Origin of the sequence: Acinetobacter piscicola (genome assembly GCF_015218165.1) — a bacterium.
In the GTDB taxonomy this organism is placed as follows: Bacteria; Pseudomonadota; Gammaproteobacteria; order Pseudomonadales; family Moraxellaceae; genus Acinetobacter; species Acinetobacter piscicola_A.
In genome coordinates this window covers 2,518,048-2,538,439 of record NZ_CP048659.1, presented here as the reverse complement: position 1 = coordinate 2,538,439, position 20,392 = coordinate 2,518,048, and the positions used below count along the sequence as shown (strand labels likewise).

The window sequence follows — 20,392 nt, the reverse complement described above, 5'->3', positions numbered from 1 at the left end:
ATCAAAATAATAAGTCGAGTCATCATATTGTGAAAAAATAAGCAGTTGTATTTTTCTTATTGAAATATCAACTCTAAATTCAGAAACATATTGAAAGATTGACTAACAAAGCTGCTGCAACAAAGGGCGATTTGTGGTTAAATGCGCCTATTTCATTCGTTTCACTTTAATAAGGGAAAAATCATGCGCGCGTACAATTTCTGTGCTGGTCCTGCTGCATTACCTACTGCCGTTTTAGAAAAAGCTCAACAAGAGATGTTAGATTGGCGTGGTAAAGGCTTATCCATCATGGAAATGAGTCACCGTAGCAAAGACTATGTGGCTGTCGCTGAAAAAGCAGAAGCAGATCTTCGAAAATTAATGAATATTCCTGACAACTACAAAGTGTTGTTCTTACAAGGTGGCGCATCATTACAGTTCTCTGCGATTCCTTTAAATCTATTGGGCAAAAACTCAAAAGCAGATTATATCCATACGGGCATTTGGTCTGAGAAAGCGACCAAAGAAGCACAGCGTTATGGTGAGATCAATATCATTGAAGCAGGAACAAGTATTAATGGTAAATTAGCCATTGCTGATCAAAGCCAATGGAACTTATCAAATGATGCTGCTTATGTGCATTATGCAGATAACGAAACCATTGGCGGAATTCAATTTGCCAATATTCCTGAAACAGATAAACCATTAGTGTCTGACTTTTCTTCAAGTATTTTGTCTGCACCATTAGATGTGTCTAAATTTGGTTTAATTTATGCAGGTGCGCAAAAAAATATTGGTCCAGCGGGCTTAACGCTTGTCATCGTACGTGATGACTTATTAGATCAAGCAAAACCTGAAATTCCAAGTTTATTGAAATATGCGTCACAAGCGAAAAATGATTCAATGGTGAATACACCTGCAACCTATGCATGGTATTTATCAGGTTTAGTTTTTGAATGGTTACTTGAGCAGGGCGGTGTGGATGCCATGCATCAAGCCAATCTTGCTAAAGCTAAATTACTTTATGGTTATATCGATTCAAGCGATTTTTATGCAAATCCAATTGCAGAACAAAATCGTTCAATCATGAATGTACCATTTACTTTAGCAAATGCTGATTTGGATAAATTATTCTTGAAAGAAGCTGAAGAAAATCATTTGCTTAACCTTGCTGGTCACCGTTCAGTAGGTGGTATGCGTGCAAGTATTTATAATGCTGTACCATTAGAAGGCGTACAAGCATTGGTTAACTTTATGGATGACTTTGCAAAACGTCATGGTTAATTGATTGAATTAACCATTCAAACATCAAGTTATAAAAAATCCCGCATTTCATTTGCGGGATTTTTTTGCATATTCTTGAAAAATTTAAGTTGTTGGGAAGATCCCAAAAATATGAAAAATAATGGCAGCTAAAAATATGCCTAAGACAAAAAAGCAACATGCGCCTTTATCCCAAGGTAAACGAAATCCACTATTTTGTTGAATGAGATGGGGTGATTGTTCAGGTATAATTTTCATCACTGAGCCTGGATTTTAAATTATTGTTAAATCTATCGGTTCGGGCTATTTGTAACATAAAAAAATGTGCAAATAAAGTGCTTATTTATCTGAGTTTTAAAATCAATGCTGCTTTATGCCAAAATAATGATGCAATACTCTTCATTTAAAATGTGTTCAGATATTTATATGGCGTATGTGAATGTCTAAAAATATATTTATTTTATGAAAGATAAATCTTTAGTTTTGATTATTTTAATTTAAGTTTTTGAAAAATATGTTGTTTATTTTTATATTTAGATGCGACAAATGATCTGATAGGTTGATGAATAGGTGTTAAAAAATAATACTGTAGCGTTATCAAGATATTTTGTTCTTGTCTTTTTTTAACATAAAATAAACAATAAAATTAAGCATTGATATTGATGAATTCTGTCCATGATCTTACATAATTAAATTAAAAAGCCCAAATCTAGTCTGGGCTTTTTAATTTAATTGGCATTAGATTAAGCATTTTTAGTTTCAGTATAAATATTGGCCTGAATCCAAATATTGCCACGGATATATTGTCCAATTGCAAAATCTTTATATTCAGGATTTTTTGTAGCGATTCGTACTAAAATTGCAGGCTGATTTTCTTCTAAAATCAAAGTAACGTCATAAAGTGTATAGTCTTGCTGCATAAATTGCATGTGGGTTTTGCCCACGACTTTTCCTTGAAACCACGCCTCATCTTCTTGACCTAACGTTTCACCGTAGAGATAAGCCACCATTTTTGAAAAATCGACCGTCACAGGCTCTTTGTCTGCTTCTGTTTTAGGCTCCCACGCATCTAAGAGTTCTTGTAGATTCTCAGGAGCTACGCCATTATTTTCAGATAAAATATCGTTTAAAGCACGATGGTGTTTAATTGAAGCAGGATCATCAACCACGATTTGTTCGTGATCAGAAACTTTTTCTAACTCATATGCCCATGCATTGAGTTGAACTTGATAACTTTGAGATTGTTGATAATGCGCATGGTTAACACTGTAAAGGCTGTCAAATGCATAGACGGTACTTTGACCGAGTTGGAGTTGTAAAACGGCTTGTGTGTTGGTTTTACAGGTAATAATACGGTCAATTTTAGCTTGGATGGAATAAGGACTTTCAAAACTTGGAAAAGCTGTTTTAACGGCTTTAGGTTTATTATTTTCGACAGCAATAATTTGACTGACTTGGATTTTTTCGCCATTTGGTCCTTGGATGAGCCACGCACTTTCATCCATCTCACATTCTTTTTGGCATAAACCCATCGGCATCACAGGTGCATCTAAAGCAAGACCTAACCATTTTGGTACTTCTGTAGTGGGGTTGTCCGTGAGTAAACTCCAATGTTCAACATGACTACCGAAGTTCTGATCATCAATGGTAATTATTTCAGGTCTGTTTTGATTGTTCATATCATTTCATTTATGCAAAAAGCTTGTCTTGTTCTATTAAATCGAGGGTGATTGCTATTTTTCAAGTCCTGCAATGTAAATTCATCATTCAAAGCAGTGATTTATTGAAATTTGGAGGTAAAAATAGTGCATAAATCATGCAAATGTAAATATGTGAAAATAAAATTGAAAAGTATTTTAAATGCTGAAGCAAAATAGATGGCGACCCTACGGGGATTCGAACCCCGGTTACCGCCGTGAAAGGGCGATGTCCTAGGCCTCTAGACGATAGGGTCGTTTAGAAGATGGCGCTATCTTATTGATCCGCCATCAAAGTGTCAAGTAGATGAGGAGACAGTTTGTTCAAAATATAACAAAACAGTTCAGCCGTCTTTTGCGTATCATATAAAGCAGAATGCGCTTCCTTACCGTCAAACTCGATTCCTGCTTGGATGCATGATTTTGCTAATACCGTTTGCCCAAACATCACAGCACTTAAAGTGACTGTGTCAAAAACAGAAAAACTATGGAAAGGATTCTGATTTTTAGTCCCTGTGCGAGCAATTGCTGCTTTGAGGAAACCTAAATCAAAATGTGCATTGTGCCCAACAAGTACAGCATGTGTGCATTGCTGCTGACGACGAACTTCATTCACGGCCTTAAACATACGTTTTAATGCTGTTTTTTCGTCTTCAGCCATCGCAATGCGCATTGGATTCGAAGGATCGATCCCAATAAAGTCTAATGAACGCCGATCTAAATTTGCACCTTCAAAGGGGTTGATGTGCGCATGATGCGCTTCACCTGGTACAAATTCACCCTCGGCATTATAGATGATTGGAATACATGCAATTTCGAGTAATGCATCTGTATCGGCGTTAAAACCTGCTGTTTCAACATCAACGACGACGGGTAAAAAACCACGAAATCGTTGTGCAATTACAGGCTGTATTTCAGTTGTCACACTTTTCTCCATTGAATGGTCTTACCCGCATACAACGGAATAATTTTTTCGCCATCCAAATAGTCAAAACTTTCAGGAATCACTTGATCTTCTTTTACAAGTGTAATGGTTTCAGTATTTCGAGCTAAACCATAAAAATCTGCACCAAAATGACTTGCAAAACCTTCTAAACGTTCGATTTTATTCACTTGGTCAAAGGCTTGTGCATACAGTTCAATCGCTGTCGGTGCACTATAGCAACCTGCACAACCACATGCATTTTCTTTGGCATTTTTAGAATGTGGTGCACTGTCAGTTCCTAAGAAAAATTTAGGATTACCGCTCGTTGCAACTTCTAATAAAGTTTGTTGATGTGTTTGACGCTTTAAAATAGGTAAGCAATAAAAGTGGGGTTTAACACCACCAACTAACATGTCATTGCGGTTAAATAATAAATGCTGTGGGGTAATGGTTGCTGCAACATTACGATCTTGTTCAAGCACAAAATGCGCTGCTTCACTGGTCGTAATATGTTCTAGAACCAATTTTAAGTTTGGAAACTGTCTTAATAATGGTGCGAGGACCTCATCAAGGAAACGTTTTTCACGATCAAAAATATCAACGTGATTATGTGTAACTTCGCCATGTAACAATAACGGAACTTGATGTTCTTCAAGTTGTTCGATGACTGCATATACTTTGCGAATGTCACTTACACCATTATCTGAATTGGTGGTTGCACCTGCAGGATAAAGTTTAATGGCATTAACATGTGCTGAGTCTTTAATTTTTTTAACTTCAGAAGGTTCGGTATGGTCGGTAAAATACAACACCATACGTGGGTCAAAAGTTAAACCTTCAGGGACGTGCGCCATAATACGCTCACGATACGCCAATGCCTCTTCAACTGTTTTTACAGGAGGAACAAGATTTGGCATACAAATCGCACGTGCGAATTGACGAGCTAAATCTGGAACAGTACGTTTTAAAGCAAGTCCATCACGTAGATGTGCATGCCAATCATCGGGCTGAAGAAGAGTAATCGTGTTCAAGGCAGTTCTTACTGAAAAATAAGGTAGATGATAATCCATTCCAACTAAAATGGTAACCGCTATTTTGGACTTGCTAAAAATCAAACCGATTTGTAGGTCTTAAACAGATATTTTTTAATCAATCTGTAGTTGTTGGTTGATTATATACGCTGAGTTTTGAAAATAACGATGATATATAAGATGACAGGCATACAATTATATTGAAAACAATGGAAAAATGTTTAGATAGAGTACGTATGATTTTATATCAAAACTTTATATTAAATGATCGCAAAAATTAGTTGATTTTTGAATGATAAAAAAGTGAAATAATCGTTCACTTTTTACTTAATAAAGTGTTAAATATGTCGCACTTTTGTAGTGTTTTTGATTTGGGTGATTATTGTGCTTTTTTGAATATTTAGTACAATTAACAAATTGATATTAAATAAAATATTTTAATAAGTTTTACTTTGAATAAAGTATACTATATTGATAAGGTATTTTAGAAAATTGATCCTATATACTGCATATAAGTAGCTAAAGATTTGTTTTTTAATATTTTAAAATGGGATGAATAGAGAGTAAAAAATGCGCCAAACTGTGCCATTCATCATGTTACTTACATGCTTCACGATGTTGAATTCATCTGCTTATGCAACAACAGGCAATACAGCACAAGATGAGAAGAAAACAACACAAGTCAAACCTGCTGCAACTGTGAGTTGGAGTAAAGATGCGATTAACAATGCAGTATGGTCTGCACAACTGGCACGCGGGCAATATCCTGCTTATGCGCGTGCACAGGTGATGCTGAATAATTTGCATGCGTCACCTGGTCCGATTGATGCAAAAAGTGGTAAAAATTTTTTAAAAGCCATTTCCGCTTATCAACAGATGAATGGTCTAGAAATTACAGGTGTGTTAAACCAAACAACTTGGAATAGCCTTGTTGCACGCCAAAAACAGCCAGCATTTATTGAATATAGTATTACTGCGCAAGATCTCAAAGGTCCTTTTGCCAAAAGTATTCCGCGTAATTATGCATTACAAGCCAAAATGAAAGGGTTGTATTACACGCGCATTACTGAGTTATTGGGTGAAAAATTTCATATCGATGAAGATTTTCTAAGACAAATCAATCCCAAAGCTAATTTTAATCAAGTAGGGCAAAAAATTATTGTGCCTAATGTGCGTAATGATTTACCAGATGATATTACTTTGATTGTTGCACATAAAGGCGCACGTCAACTTTACTTATTTAACCATTTAAATCAGTTGGTGGGCTCTTTCCCTGCCACAATTGGTGGTGCAGATACGCCTTCTCCGAAAGGAACGCATAAAGTCGTTAAAGTGGCTGCAAATCCATACTATGGTTATTCACCTAAAAACTTTGTGCAAGGTGGCAATAAAAAGCCTTTGACTCTACCACCCGGTCCAAATGGTCCTGTTGGCAATATGTGGATCGCATTAAGTAAGCCATCTTTTGGGATTCATGGTACTCCCAATCCGTCCTTAATTTCGAAAACAGCATCACATGGCTGTATTCGCCTGACCAACTGGGATGCAAATGATCTAGGGCGAAAAGTACAAGAGGGCGCTGTGGTTAAGTTCTTGGAATGATTAAGCTATTGAATGATGTTGAGATATAGAGGTATTCATATACCTCTATTTTTCTTTTAAAACCACTACATTGGTTAATATTATTTAATTATTATTTAAATTTATTTTTATAAAAAATGTGATTTATATTTTGTTGTAATTTAAAACTGTGATTTATTTTTTATTTTTGTATTATATTCATGTTTTCATTGTATTATTTATAATGTTAATCTTAAGGGGACATGATTTTATTGATCGTTAAAAAATAAAATATAAGATAATGGAATGTATAAAATAAATGGATAATCAATTAGAAGGTGGTGGAGCAAACATTCAAGCATTAGCACGACAACGTGAAGAATACGAGTGCTTACTCAAAAAACAATCAAAATGTATGATGTCTCTTTTTTCTAAAACGCTAGAAGATAAATTTTGGAAAGATCGGGAAGAACGTTTAACAAAGTTAATTATACGTGCATTTTTTCCAGCAACAATTTGCTATTTTTTATTTGAAGTCATCAGCTTACCTATTAACTATTTTACTACAGAAGCGATTTATCGAAAGCATGATGTATTGATGACACTTATTTCCTATACCACAGGTTGGATTGCCTTACTCACTGTATATTTGATGGCAAAGCATCCTATTTGGCGAGCCTATTATTGTTATGTCGTAACAGCTGTGGTCATTGTTGGGCTGAGTATTGTACAAGTCGTTTTATTTTCGATGCAATCAGGCGCTATGACATGGCGCGGCACATTAATTATCATTTTTGCATTAATGTTTGCTTATATTTGTTCAGGTTTACGTCCAAGTCATACGTTTATTGCAGGTATGGTGTCCGCAGGGATTACGTGCCTTTGTCTATGGATGATAGGAAAGTATATTCCACAATGGGTTTTGTTTAATGTCTTGATTTTGGGAAATTTAGTCGGTTTAGGACTTGCCGTTTTGACTATTTCTACAGATCGAATTCGTTTTTTACAGTCCATTATCATTGGTTTAGATAAGAAAATATATGCGGCTTTAAATCAGCATTTAATGCGTTTAAGTCATCAGGACACTTTAACTTTATTGGATAATCGTAGGAGCTTTGAACAAAAATTTGCACAGAGTTTATATCAAGCCAGAAAGCGGCATCGCCCTTTGGCATTATTGTTTATCGATGTTGATTTTTTTAAATTGTTTAATGATCATTATGGGCATCAACAAGGCGATATTGCATTAATTTCGGTGGCTGAAGTTTTAAAAAGTAATATTCGAGAACAGGATATTGCGATCCGTTACGGAGGCGAAGAGTTTATCATTTTATTAAATAATTCTACTGCTCAAGCTGCGATCAATGTGGCACAAAGATTATTAGAACAAATTCGTAAACAAAAAATTCTGCATCAATACTCTAAGATTTCTGAGTATTTAACCATTAGTATCGGGTTAACGTTATATACAGGAAAAGAAAATATTTTAGGAAAAGATATTTTGAAGATTGCAGATAATGCTTTGTATCAAGCGAAAAAACAGGGAAGAAATCAGTACGTTTTTATGCCCATCAATGAATATTGTTATGATTCGGATGTGAATAATCACTCACTGCAAAGTTTCTAGCATAATTCTGTTTGATATTGCACGGTATTCACATAGTCAGTGTTCTTACAAAGCGTTATCATAGTTGTACTATTGCATTGGAATGAATTATGAAAATTATTGCAGATGAAAATCTTGCATTTACAGATTACTTTTTTTCAGAATTTGGGGATATTCAACAAGCAGCAGGGCGTACTTTGAAACATGAGGATGTGAAAGATGCTGAAGCGTTGTTGGTGCGTTCTGTTACAAAAGTGAATGCGGCTTTGATTCAAGATACTGCAATTAAATTTGTTGGTAGTGCCACGATTGGTACAGATCATTTAGATATTTCAAGCTTAGAAAAGCATCATATTGCCTGGTCAAATGCGGCAGGATGTAATGCTCAAGCTGTGGCAGAATATGTGATCACAGCATTATTGCATCTTAACCCACAATTTTTAGATCAGGGTAAACAGTTTACTTTGGGTATTATTGGTTTGGGGAATGTTGGTTCACGTTTGGCGTATATGGCCCAACTTTTAGGTTGGAAAGTGATAGGCTTTGACCCATTGGTTCAGCATGAGAATATTCAACACGTTGCACTCGAAGACTTATTAAAACAAGCCGATGCTGTGACGACACATGTTCCCCTGACTAAAACAGGTGAGCATGCGACTTATCATTTAATCAATGCTGAAACTTTGGCAATGATGAAACCTGAGACAATTTTGATCAACTCAGCGCGTGGTGAAGTGGTGGAAGAAGCAGCTTTGATTGAGGATATTCTCAACACAGGGCGCAAAGTTGTACTTGATGTATTTGAACATGAACCTGAAATTTCAGAACGTCTTTTAGATTTAATTACGATTGTTACACCACATATCGCAGGTTATAGCTTGGAAGGTAAAGCACGTGGTACACAGATGATTTATGAGGCATTTTGTAAAACCTTTGGTTATAGTGCTTATAAAAAATTTGAGTCGCAGTTACCTGTAAGTGAACAATATTTTTACGGGAATAATATTAAAGAAACACTGAAAAAATACCTAACGACCATTTATGACATTTCAAGAGATGATGCAAATTTAAGGGCGACGTTGAAGGAGGGTAAGGTTGATCAAAAAGCCTTTGATCATTTGCGCAAAACCTATCCTTTACGCCGTGAATGGGCTGCACATGGTGGGCCAAAAGCATGAGTGATTCTATGGTGAATTATCAACCGACCTGTGATTTAAAAGCACTGAAAGCACGTGCAAAAATGTATGCTCAGATTCGCCAGTTTTTTACTGAGCGTGATGTATTAGAAGTTGAAACGCCTGTTTTATCACAAGCAGGGGTCACCGATGTTCATTTAGCATCCATTCAAGCGCAACGTCATGTCCAAGGTAAAAAACAAACACATTATTTACAGACTTCACCTGAATTTGCCATGAAGCGTTTACTGGCAAGTGGCAGTGGGGCGATTTATCAAATCTGTAAAGTATTCCGTGATGATGAGCATGGGCGTAAACACAATAGCGAATTCACGATGCTGGAGTGGTACAGACCTGCTTTTTCACTGAAAGATTTGATGCTTGAAGTGACTGATTTACTTAATGTTGTTTTGGCGCAGCGTTTCGGTGAAGTTCGTCCAACCATTTATAGTTATAAACATGCTTTTATGGATCGTTTGGATCTCAATCCACTCAAAGCGACTTTGCAAGAGTTGAAAGATGCTTGTCGCCGTGTAGGTCTAAATTTAGATTTGGGTGATGATCGCTTAGGTTATATAGACCTATTGTTCTCGCACATGGTTGAGCCGAGTTTAGGTTTTGATACACCCGTTTTTTTAACGGATTTTCCACCTGAATTAGCTTCGCTTGCAAAGACACGTACCGATGAAGATGGTGAATTGGTTGCTGCTCGCTTTGAGCTTTATATCGAAGGTTTAGAGCTTGCCAATGCTTATGATGAGCTGATTGATGCCGATGTGTTACGTGGGCGTTTTAAGGCAGATAATGATGAACGTGAGAAGCTTGGTTTGCATGTGATGCCAATTGATGAATATTTACTAGCAGCTTTGCCAGATATGCCTGAATGTTCAGGAATTGCTTTGGGTATAGACCGTTTGTTGATGGTGGTGCAAAATCAGATGCAGCTAGAAAAAGTGGTGAGTTTCACAGCGGATGTGTCGTGATTGAATAAATGAAAACATGTCTGATTGATGGAATTGGACATGTTGATTTAAAAAATAAGATTTTATTTTTATTCAATATGATGATGGGAATGATTGTAGTCTAAGGTGGTATTTCAGCCATTCATAATTTTATGAATAAAAATTAACACACAAAATTTGATTCGAACCATCAAAATGTAAAATCGTATCATTACCGTCAGTAAAAAATTCATATCCTATAATTGAACCAATCACTTTAAAAGTATCTGCGTGATTAATTTCAGGCATTTCATAATGATTCAAACGACCTTTTAAAGTATTTGTGGTTTCATCATAAACGATAGGGCTTGTCTTATTCCCATTAGACCAGTCATCAATAACAGCTCTGAATGTGCCAAACTCTTGATTTAATTCAAAGCAAAGTTTGTTAATAGAAAATTCATAAAACGTTTGTAAATAGTAGTCTAGATCAAAATCATCATGTTTTTTTAAATTTAGATTCCGTTTTTGTTGGTCAATATAGACTTCCGTTTTTAATTTACTTTTCAAATATAATTGACCATTGCGTGTGAAATCATTTTGCAAGTCATGGAAAATATTTTTCGCATGTTCAAAGCCTTGATATAACTTTACATCACCATGAAATTTATATTTATGATCGATAATTTCAAATAGGGTATATTGGAAAGTATTATGTTCAGTTTCAAAATTTTCATTCATCCATAACCCATTGGAAGAAATAAAATGAAAAATTTGATTTGGATATTGATCAAGTATGACGCTACATAAAGGATAGAAAATTCCTTTTAGTGTTTCATCAGTAAAGACGTCGTTAAAGTTGGGATATAGTTCTATTTTCATTTATTTTTACCTTTTGAATTAGATATTTATCAGCTTTTGTAAGAAATTATCTTCTTTAGATAGAAATTCATCAACTGAATGATTGTAAGAGTATGCTGTAAAAATATGGTTTAATATCAATAAAATAATGTCTTTAGTCAATATTCTTGTTTTAGTCAATTTTGCAAAAGCTTCGGATATTTCATTTAAACTCAAACAATATTCACCTTGTCCAATTTCAATCATTTCTAAAATTTCAGGTTGAATTTGATCAATGGAAAAAGATGATTTTGTAATTAAGTTCTCTAAATCATCTGCAACTTGCTCTAATACATCAAATGGATAGTTGCGTTGATAACGAATTGCATATTGAATGAGTGGCTGACGTAAATGTTCAAAATTTTCAAGTTTAGAAGAAGAAATGATTTGCCCGATCTGAGTCCCAGCAACAAAATTTTCCATTTTTCTATTCCTTAATTATTTTGCATATAGTGATTTAGAAATGACTCTGGAACAGCAATCGTTTCATAAAAACGATTTAAATGATCAATAAACTCAACCTCATAGGCAATCTCTAGTTCATGATTATGAATGAATAAAATAGTCCCTATTGTACCTGTAGGAATATTTTCAAAAGCCTTGATCGTTTTAACGACTTGCAATTCTTTAAATTTAGCAATCATTTTTATAAAAGTATTGATTAAAAAGTTAGAACCCTCCCATCACTGAGAGGATTTTTCATTAAACCGTATGATTGTGATGTCCCAACTCATGCTTTAAATGACCAATGGCTTCAATTCGTTTTTGAATCAACATCTCACCAATATCGGGACCTTTAACCTCAACAGGTAGATCTGAAGCTTTGATTGATCGAACTGTTTTCATGGCTTCTAGAATGTACTGAGCTTGAGGATATTCACGTTCTTCTAAACCTAGACGACCCTTGGCATCACATTCACAAGCCTGAACAAAAGCTTCGATACGCTCAGGTCGTCGTAAAACATCTAAACGTTGTAACAATCGCCATAAAGTACCTGCCTTCAAAGTAAATGCTTGATGGCATTTTAAATGTTCCTTACAAACAGCAAGTGCGAGTTGCTTAGTTTGAGTAGGCACTCGTAGACGATCACAAATATCCGTGACAGGTTGAATGCCACGTTCTTCATGTTGAATATGACGAGGTAATTCATCTTTCGGCGTTAAAGCTTTACCGAGATCATGCACAAGTACTGCAAAACGAACGTCTAAAGAATAGTTGGCTTTACATGCTTGTTGCAATGACATCAATGTATGAATACCACAATCAATTTCAGGATGGTATTCAGGACGTTGAGGAACGCCGAACAAGGCATCAATTTCAGGAAATAGCACTTTTAAAGCACCACATTCGCGCAATACTTCAAAATAAACATCAGCACGATCTTCCATCAAAGCGCGTGAGGTCTCTTTCCATACACGTTCAGGAGTTAAAGCTTCTAACTCACCAGATTCAGCCAATTGACGCATTAGTAGCAGAGTTTCTTGTGCAATACTAAAACCATATTGAGTATAACGTGCAGCAAAACGGGCGACACGAAGTACACGTAAAGGATCTTCTGCAAAAGCCTCGGATACATGGCGTAAAATTTTATTATTCAAATCTTCTTGACCGTGATAGGGGTCATAAACCTGTCCAGCTTCATCCATTGCCATCGCATTGATGGTGAGATCACGGCGAATGAGGTCTTCTTCTAAGGTGACAGAGGGGTCGGTAAAAAACTCAAAACCATGGTAGCCATGTCCCGCTTTTCTTTCCGTACGGGCGAGGGCATATTCTTCTTTTGATTCGGGATGCAAAAACACAGGAAAATCTTTGCCCACAGGTTGATAACCTTGAGCAAGAAGTTGTTCAGGTGTTGCACCAACAACGACATAATCTTTTTCGTGATAGGGATGTCCGAGTAAATGATCTCTGACGGCACCGCCTACTAAATAAACTTGCATGAAAAAACCTCTATTCTTCAAGCCATGATGCTACAGAATAGAGGTTTTCTCAAGTCACAAGATGTGAGTAAACGTGCAATTAAAGAGCAGCTTTCTCATTTTCTTGAATTTCAGCAACCGTTAATGCAGTCATATTGACTAAACGGCGAGTTGTCGCAGTTGGAGTCAAGATATGTACTGGTTTCGCGGCACCAAGTAAGATCGGGCCAATCGTGACATTATTACCTGAAGTTGATTTTAACAAGTTGAATGAAATGTTTGCTGCATCAAGATTTGGCATGATCAACAAGTTTGCAGAACCTTTGAAGCGTGAGTTCGGGAATGCAAATTGACGAATATTTTCATCCAAAGCTGCATCGGCATGCATTTCGCCTTCAACTTCAAGCTCAGGTGCGATTTCAGTCAAGATTTCAAATACTTTACGCATTTTTTGTGCGCTAGGATCATTTTGATCTGAACCAAAACTTGAGTGTGACAATAAAGCAACGCGAGGAGTCATACCAAAACGACGAACTTCTTCAGCCGCTAAAATGGTCATTTCAGCAAGTTGTTCAGCAGTCGGATTCGTATTTACATAGGTATCAGCAATAAATAAGTTTCGATCTTCAAGCATTAAAGCATTCAAAGTAAAGAAATTATTACGACCCTCTTTAAGACCAATGATATTTTTAACAAAGTCTAAGTGAATGTCATAGCTTGAATAGGTACCACATAACATGCCATCAGCTTGTCCAAATCTGACTAACATTGCTGCAATCAAGGTTGAACGACGGCGTGATTCACGTTGTGCGTATTCAGGTGTTACACCTTTACGTTGCATGATACTGTAGTATTCGTCTGCAAATTTTTCATAATCAGGATTGTTTTCTTGATCAACAATGGTGATATTGACACCATTTTCAAGACGCAAGCCTAATTTTTTGATATTCGCTTCAATGACTGCGGTACGACCCACCAAAATTGGTTTCGCTAAATCTTCATCTACTGCAATTTGCACAGCGCGAAGCACGCGTAGATCTTCACCTTCTGCATATGCAATACGTTTAGGGTCAGACTTTGCTTGAGCAAAAATTGGCTTCATCATGAGTGCAGAGTTATAAACAAACTCAGACAAACGTTGACGATATGCAGAAAAATCTTGGATTGGGCGGCTAGCAACACCAGAGTCCATTGCTGCTTGTGCAACAGCTGGCGCAATTTCAAGAATTAAACGTTGATCAAGTGGGCGTGGAATTAGATAATCACGACCAAATGATGCAGATTTTTCACCATAAGATGCAGCATCTGCCTCAACATGTGCCATACGTGCAATTGCATGTACACAAGCAATTTTCATGTCTTCGTTAATGGTGGTTGCACCAACATCCAAAGCACCACGGAAGATATAAGGGAAGCACAGTGCATTGTTCACTTGGTTTGGATAATCCGAACGACCTGTTGCCATAATCACATCAGGACGAACTTCATGTGCATGTTCAGGCAAAATTTCAGGATCTGGGTTTGCTAATGCAAAGATGATTGGATCAGCCGCCATCACTTTAACCATCTCTTTGGTTAAAATACCTGCAGCAGAAAGACCGAGGAACATATCTGCATCGGTAATTACGTCTGCAATTTGGGCGCCATCAATATCTTGTACATAACGCTTTTTAGACTCATCTAAACCTTCACGTTTAGTGGTTAATAAACCACGTGAATCGGCGACAATGATATTTTCTTTCTTCGCACCTAATGCACAAAGTAAATCTAGGCAAGACAGGGCAGCAGCACCTGCACCAGATGCAACGATTTTAATTTCATCAATTTTTTTACCATTGAGTTGTAATGCGTTTAAAAGTGCAGAACCTACAATGATTGAAGTACCGTGTTGGTCGTCATGGAACACAGGAATATTCATGCGTTCGCGAAGTTTTTGTTCAATGTAGAAACATTCAGGCGCTTTAATATCTTCTAAGTTAATACCACCAAATGTTGGCTCTAAAGCGGCGACAATGTCTACAATTTTATCAGGATCATTTTCAGCAATTTCGATGTCAAATACATCTACGCCTGCGAATTTTTTAAATAATACACCTTTACCTTCCATTACAGGTTTTGAAGCTAAAGGACCAATATTTCCAAGACCTAAAACAGCAGTACCATTACTGACAACAGCGACTAAATTTCCACGTGCAGTATAAAGTGCAGCTTTTGATGGATCTTTCTCAATTTCCAAACATGGCGCAGCAACACCTGGAGAATAGGCAAGTGCAAGATCATGTTGGTTAACGAGTTGTTTGCTAGGCGTGACACTGATTTTCCCTGGGTTTGGGAATTCATGGTAATAAAGGGCTTGCTGTTTTAGTGATTGATCGTCCATTTACATCTCGTTTGTTACAGTGTACCAGCGGGAGCTGGTGATTTTGGCTAAATTTTCTTGAATATACCATTTGTTGAGCAATACGGACAGTCAGAAAACCACCTTTTTCAATAAGAAGTATATGTCATATCTATATTAAGCATCATAAACTGAAGCAAGTTTGAATTTTAACAGATAATCAAGACATTCCTGTGCAGAGAGCGGTTTTGAATAATAATAGCCCTGTATAATATGACATCCATGTTTTTTTAAGAAGTTGATTTGTTCAATGGTTTCAACACCTTCAGCAACAATACTCATCCCCATGGCTTGACCCATCGCAATAATCGCACTCACAATGGCTTGATCTTTTTCTTGTTCTATTTTTGAAATAAATATTTTATCGATTTTTAACGTATCAATGGGATAATTAGTCAGATAGGCTAATGATGAATAACCTGTACCAAAATCATCCAATGAAATCGAAATATGACGCTGTTTAATTTGTTGTAATAAGTTAAGCACATTATCTGATTTTGCAATGAGGGAAGATTCAGTGATTTCAAGTTCTAACATATCACCTGAAATTTGATATAGCTCTAATGCTTGATCTATATCCTGAATGAGTTCACCACGATGAATTTGCTGCGCGACTACATTCACTGACACACGTAAGAAATCGAAGTTTAAATCTTGCCAAATACGAATTTGTTTACATGTTTCGAACAGTACAAAGCGCCCAATTTCAGTAATGAGGCTAGATTCTTCTGCGATAGGTAAAAATAGGTCAGGCGTGATTAATCCAAGTTTAGGATGTTGCCAACGAATAAGTGCCTCAAAACCGTAAATTTTTTCAGTTTTTGTACAAATTTTTGGTTGATAATATACAAGTAGCTCTTTATTTTTCAGTGCTTGTCTGAGGTCACCTTCTAAGTTCAAACTTTTTTGTAAAAGTTGAGAATTTTTGCTGGTATAAAAATATGCCGTATTACCCCCTAAGCTTTTTGCTTCCGCCAATGCTTGTTCAGAGTGGCTATTGAGTGTATCAACTTGACGACCATGTTCTGGATAAAGGGCGATGCCTAAAGAAATTGAAATAAAATGCTCCTGATTTTGGATATTAAATGGATGTTCAAAAGCAGTTAATAGTTTTTTTGCAATTTGATGAATATTTTTTTTATTTTGTCCATAATTATAAATAATCGCAAAATCATCATTATTTAAATACGAAATTAGTAATGCATCAGGACAAGATTGTCTTAATCGTTTGGCACAGATTTGTAATAAAATATCTCCCGCTTGAGTACTTGCAAACTCATTAAATGAACGGAAACGATCAATATTAATACGGATAACTGCAAGGTTTTGTAATAAATTATTAGGGTCTGTTAAATGATGATGTAATTGTAAATTAAAATAAAAACGGTTAGGTAAATCAGTTAATAAATCATAATTCTCTAAATAAGAAACACGTTGTTCTTGTTTTTTGCGTTCAGTTAAATCAGTAATAATACCAATATAGTGAATAACTTTGTTTTTCTCATCATTTACAGCATTAATATGAATCCATAGTGTTAAATTCTTTCCTGTTAAAAATTCAATTTGCAACTCTCCATCATATTCACCATCATTAACTAATTGTTTTGTAATGTCAAAATGTTGCTCAATAATTTCTTTTTTATTATTTACAGTGATATCAAATAGATGTTTACCCATTAAATCATTTTGACTATAACCAATGAGTTTTTCAAAATAAGGGTTCACTTCTAAATAGCATAAATTATTGTCAAGTACAAAAATACCTTCGGCGACATGTTTAAAAACATTTGCTGCAAGTTTAAGTTGTTCTTGATCATTTTTCTCTTTTTGAATATCACGGTGAATACCCACCATACGAATCGGTTTATAGGAGATTGGATGTCGAGCAATGACCTTACCTGTATCTTGAATCCAACACCATTGATCGTCTTTTTTGATGCGATAACGTGCTTCGAAACGTTCAGACTTACCTCGTAGATGTTGTCGCATTTGATGTTGATAATGTTCAAGATCATCAGGATGAATGAGAGAATCAATTTGAGTATGATGTTCATCAAATTGATTGAATAAAATTTTATTTTTAGTATCAAAAATCTCAATCGTACGTTTTTCGATATTCCATAACCACGAATTAATGCGCGCAGTTTCATGTGCAAATGCTAAATTGGCTTGATGGTTTTCTAGACGAGCATTAATTTGATGAATATCAAAGGTACGTTCTTTTACTTTTTGCTCGAGGAGTTGATTGTTGAGTAATAATTCATTTTGCATCTCAGCAGATTTATCAATTTCATGTTTTAATTTGTTTTGTAATTGATTTGTGTCTTGTATTTGTTGTTTAAATTTAATGAGTAAATTATCATAATCGAAAGAAATTAATCCTAGTTTTTGATGTAGTTTGTGGGTAATAAAACCAATAAGCAAAATAAATAATAAAATAAGATTGAAAGTAAGTTGATAATAAGTATTTAATGGATTTGTAATGATAAAATTATAGAGTAAGCAGGGCGTGATGGATGGAATAAGTAAAAATAAAAAGTAACGAAAACGACAACTCAAATAAAAAATCGCAGTGATTGATGTTAAATACACTAAAATAGTTGATAAAATAAGCAAATGTGTTTCTGTAATTTGAGGTGTATCTAGAATGACATAATAATGTAATGTAAAAAGACCAAAACCTAAGCTACATCCTACAACTAAACAGATCAACTGACATAATGTATCTAAATTAAAGCTATTATAAGCTGCTGTATTTAAATTTGAGCGGATGAATAACCAAGAAGCGCCCAGAAAGAGGCTAACAATAATGCTCCAAAGTGTAAATGAGAATGATAATTCTTCAAAATAACTATAATAGATACTCTGGTTATAGATAATAATGGCAAATAGCCATACAAGAAAACGTTGCAAAAGAATGGCTGCACTTTTAACTTGTGCAGCATATAAAAGTTCATCTTGAACATCTATGACCATTCCTAATGCCTTTTTCTTAATATGGATATTTTTTAACTTTGGTTTTGTATATAACATTTAATATTACTTAAATATTCCATTCTAAAACATGTAAATTACTTATATTCTTTGGCGAAATCAATAGTTTTTGCGACACAACTCACAAAAAAGTGACAAAATTTATTGAAATTTATAGTTTAAAATAGACAGTGCAACGACGGGTGCTGTTTCAGTTCTGAGTACACGCTCTCCTATACACCAATTAGTAAAACCATTTTTGTTTGCAAGTTGGATTTCAGTTTCACTTAATCCTCCTTCAGGACCAATAAGAAGTACTAAATTTTTAGTTGAATTTTCAAGTATATCCAACTGTTCTTTATTTGGGGCAAGCACTAACTTTGTTGTTGGTAACTCAGTTTTGAACCATTGTTCTAAACTGATTGGAGATAAAATTTTGGGAATAATATTCATTCCGCATTGTTCACATGCTGCAATGGCAATACCTTGCCAATGATCCAATTTTTTCTGATCACGGTCATATTTAAGACGCATTTCACAGCGTTCTGAAGTTAAAAGCTGAATTTCAGAAACACCGAGTTCTACAGCTTTTTGAATGGCATAATCCATACGATCCCCTTTACTCATGACTTGACCGAGTAAGGTCGTAAAAGCAGGAGTACGGTTATTGGGATTAAATGCATTGATGGAAACAGAGGCTGATTTCTTGGAAATATCTGTTAGTATCACTTCATATTCGCCACCTTGTCCATTGAACAAAGTGGCTTTTTCACCAGCTTGTGCACGTAAAACTTTTACCCAATGATGAAAAACTGTTTCAGTCAGTTCAACCGTAGTATTTACAGCTAAATCAGTTTCGATATAAAAACGGGGCATTTGGTTTTACTCTCAAAATAGGTGAAATAAAAAACTTCTTTCACTTTTATCCCTCATTCAGTTTCTCTCGCGCTTCATTGAAATACATTTCAATTTGCTCAGGGAAAAAAGAGATTAGGTATGAAAGAAGTTTAAAAACTTATGCTAAACCAAGATCTAGCACAAGTTGGCGGTTGGGTTCTGTGTGGTTCATGGTGTAGAAGTGCAAACTTGGGGCACCACCTACAATGAGACGTTCGCAGAGTTTAACAACGACTTCATGACCAAAGGCTTTGATTGAAGCGGTGTCATCACCATAAGTTGCGAGTTGTTTACGAATCCAACGTGGAATTTCTGCACCTGTACCATCTGCAAAACGAATCAAATTGCTTGCATTGGTAATTGGCATAATGCCGGGTGCAACAGGAATATCCACACCTTCTTTTTGAATGCGATCTACAAAATAGAAATACGCATCTGGATTAAAGAAGAACTGCGTCAGTGCTGCATTTGCACCTGCACGGACTTTATCGCAAAAACGTTGAATATCTTTGTCGAAGCTGTCTGCTTGAGGATGCATTTCAGGATAAGCTGCGACTTCGATATGGAAGTGGTCACCTGAATGTTCACGGATAAAGCGAACTAAATCCTGCGCATACGGTAATTCGCCTAAACCAACTTGACCTGATGGTAAGTCACCGCGGAGTGCAACAATACGATCAATACCTTGAGCTCTATAGATATCTAACAGTTCTGCAATACGAGCCTTGTCATCACCAATACATGAAAGGTGAGGGGCTACAGGTGTACCTTTCCCGTTAAAGTCAGCAATGGTTGATAGGGTACGTTCACGTGTTGAACCCCCTGCACCATAGGTTACCGAGAAAAATTCTGGGTTGAGCAATTGAAGTTCTTGATGAACCACTTTAAGCTTTTCCGCACCAGCATCAGTTTTGGTTGGGAAGAACTCAAAGGAAATCGGGACACGTTTCGTCATGTTTAAGTCCTTTTTTATAAATACTTTTTATTTAAAAAAATCCCCTCATCCTAACCTTTTCCCAGAGCCATATATGGCGCAAGAGAAGGGACTTTTACAATGAAGAGTTCCCTTTCTTGCGCTTAGCTTCAAAGCAGTGCTTGAAGTACGCTCAGGAGAGGGTTAGGGA

17 protein-coding genes and 1 tRNA gene are annotated in these 20,392 nt (G+C 35.9%); 5 read left to right on the top strand and 13 right to left on the bottom strand.

Annotated features, from left to right (window positions below):
- The first annotated feature begins 183 nt into the window (after positions 1-183).
- Positions 184-1,263, top strand: coding sequence for a 3-phosphoserine/phosphohydroxythreonine transaminase (serC, locus tag G0028_RS12460; RefSeq protein ID WP_180045097.1), 1,080 nt, complete (start codon positions 184-186; stop codon positions 1,261-1,263).
- Between the two features lie 84 nt (positions 1,264-1,347).
- Here serC and G0028_RS12455 read toward each other — a convergent pair whose 3' ends face one another.
- From G0028_RS12455 to pyrC, 5 genes are all read right to left on the bottom strand, one after another.
- Entirely contained in the window at positions 1,348-1,500 is a 153-nt protein-coding gene (locus G0028_RS12455; RefSeq protein ID WP_174492361.1) for a hypothetical protein, read from the bottom strand.
- Between the two features lie 485 nt (positions 1,501-1,985).
- A complete protein-coding gene (locus G0028_RS12450) occupies positions 1,986-2,921 on the bottom strand; it encodes a hypothetical protein (RefSeq protein ID WP_130073117.1) in 936 nt (311 codons plus the stop codon).
- Between the two features lie 199 nt (positions 2,922-3,120).
- Positions 3,121-3,196: transfer RNA gene (locus G0028_RS12445), tRNA-Glu, on the bottom strand.
- Positions 3,197-3,216: 20 nt separating this feature from the next.
- Complete coding sequence (gene rnt, locus G0028_RS12440; RefSeq protein WP_130073118.1) at positions 3,217-3,876, bottom strand: ribonuclease T; 660 nt, start codon at positions 3,874-3,876, stop codon at positions 3,217-3,219.
- Positions 3,861-4,895, bottom strand: a complete 1,035-nt coding sequence (gene pyrC, locus G0028_RS12435; RefSeq protein ID WP_130073119.1) for a dihydroorotase — start codon at positions 4,893-4,895, stop codon at positions 3,861-3,863. Before pyrC ends, rnt begins: the two co-directional genes overlap by 16 nt.
- 570 nt (positions 4,896-5,465) lie before the next feature.
- Here pyrC and G0028_RS12430 point away from each other — a divergent pair.
- The 4 genes from G0028_RS12430 to epmA all read left to right on the top strand — a co-directional run bounded on the left by G0028_RS12430 (position 5,466) and on the right by epmA (position 10,219).
- Entirely contained in the window at positions 5,466-6,497 is a 1,032-nt protein-coding gene (locus G0028_RS12430; protein ID WP_130073120.1) for a L,D-transpeptidase family protein, read from the top strand.
- Positions 6,498-6,774: 277 nt separating this feature from the next.
- Positions 6,775-8,082, top strand: a complete 1,308-nt coding sequence (locus G0028_RS12425) for a diguanylate cyclase (protein WP_180045098.1) — start codon at positions 6,775-6,777, stop codon at positions 8,080-8,082.
- Positions 8,083-8,171: 89 nt separating this feature from the next.
- Positions 8,172-9,239, top strand: a complete 1,068-nt coding sequence (locus G0028_RS12420) for a 4-phosphoerythronate dehydrogenase (protein WP_180045099.1) — start codon at positions 8,172-8,174, stop codon at positions 9,237-9,239.
- 8 nt (positions 9,240-9,247) lie between these two features.
- A complete protein-coding gene (epmA, locus tag G0028_RS12415; protein ID WP_180045140.1) occupies positions 9,248-10,219 on the top strand; it encodes an EF-P lysine aminoacylase EpmA in 972 nt (323 codons plus the stop codon).
- 129 nt (positions 10,220-10,348) lie between these two features.
- Here epmA and G0028_RS12410 read toward each other — a convergent pair whose 3' ends face one another.
- The 8 genes from G0028_RS12410 to metF all read right to left on the bottom strand — a co-directional run bounded on the left by G0028_RS12410 (position 10,349) and on the right by metF (position 20,223).
- Positions 10,349-11,059, bottom strand: a complete 711-nt coding sequence (locus tag G0028_RS12410; protein ID WP_180045100.1) for a hypothetical protein — start codon at positions 11,057-11,059, stop codon at positions 10,349-10,351.
- 18 nt (positions 11,060-11,077) lie between these two features.
- Positions 11,078-11,500: a hypothetical protein gene (locus tag G0028_RS12405; protein WP_174492366.1), complete on the bottom strand. Its 423-nt coding sequence runs from the start codon at positions 11,498-11,500 to the stop codon at positions 11,078-11,080.
- 11 nt (positions 11,501-11,511) lie between these two features.
- Positions 11,512-11,721, bottom strand: a complete 210-nt coding sequence (locus G0028_RS12400) for a hypothetical protein (protein WP_174492367.1) — start codon at positions 11,719-11,721, stop codon at positions 11,512-11,514.
- 58 nt (positions 11,722-11,779) lie between these two features.
- Positions 11,780-13,021 (bottom strand): multifunctional CCA addition/repair protein, encoded by a 1,242-nt coding sequence (locus G0028_RS12395; protein ID WP_180045101.1) that lies wholly within the window; start codon positions 13,019-13,021, stop codon positions 11,780-11,782.
- A gap of 79 nt (positions 13,022-13,100) precedes the next feature.
- A complete protein-coding gene (locus G0028_RS12390; protein ID WP_130073127.1) occupies positions 13,101-15,380 on the bottom strand; it encodes an NADP-dependent malic enzyme in 2,280 nt (759 codons plus the stop codon).
- 135 nt (positions 15,381-15,515) lie between these two features.
- A complete protein-coding gene (locus tag G0028_RS12385; RefSeq protein WP_218946252.1) occupies positions 15,516-18,374 on the bottom strand; it encodes an EAL domain-containing protein in 2,859 nt (952 codons plus the stop codon).
- Positions 18,375-18,533: 159 nt separating this feature from the next.
- Entirely contained in the window at positions 18,534-19,247 is a 714-nt protein-coding gene (locus tag G0028_RS12380) for a 16S rRNA (uracil(1498)-N(3))-methyltransferase (RefSeq protein ID WP_130073128.1), read from the bottom strand.
- A 139-nt stretch (positions 19,248-19,386) separates the two neighbouring features.
- A complete protein-coding gene (gene metF, locus G0028_RS12375) occupies positions 19,387-20,223 on the bottom strand; it encodes a methylenetetrahydrofolate reductase [NAD(P)H] (protein ID WP_180045102.1) in 837 nt (278 codons plus the stop codon).
- Between the last annotated feature and the right edge of the window lie 169 nt (positions 20,224-20,392).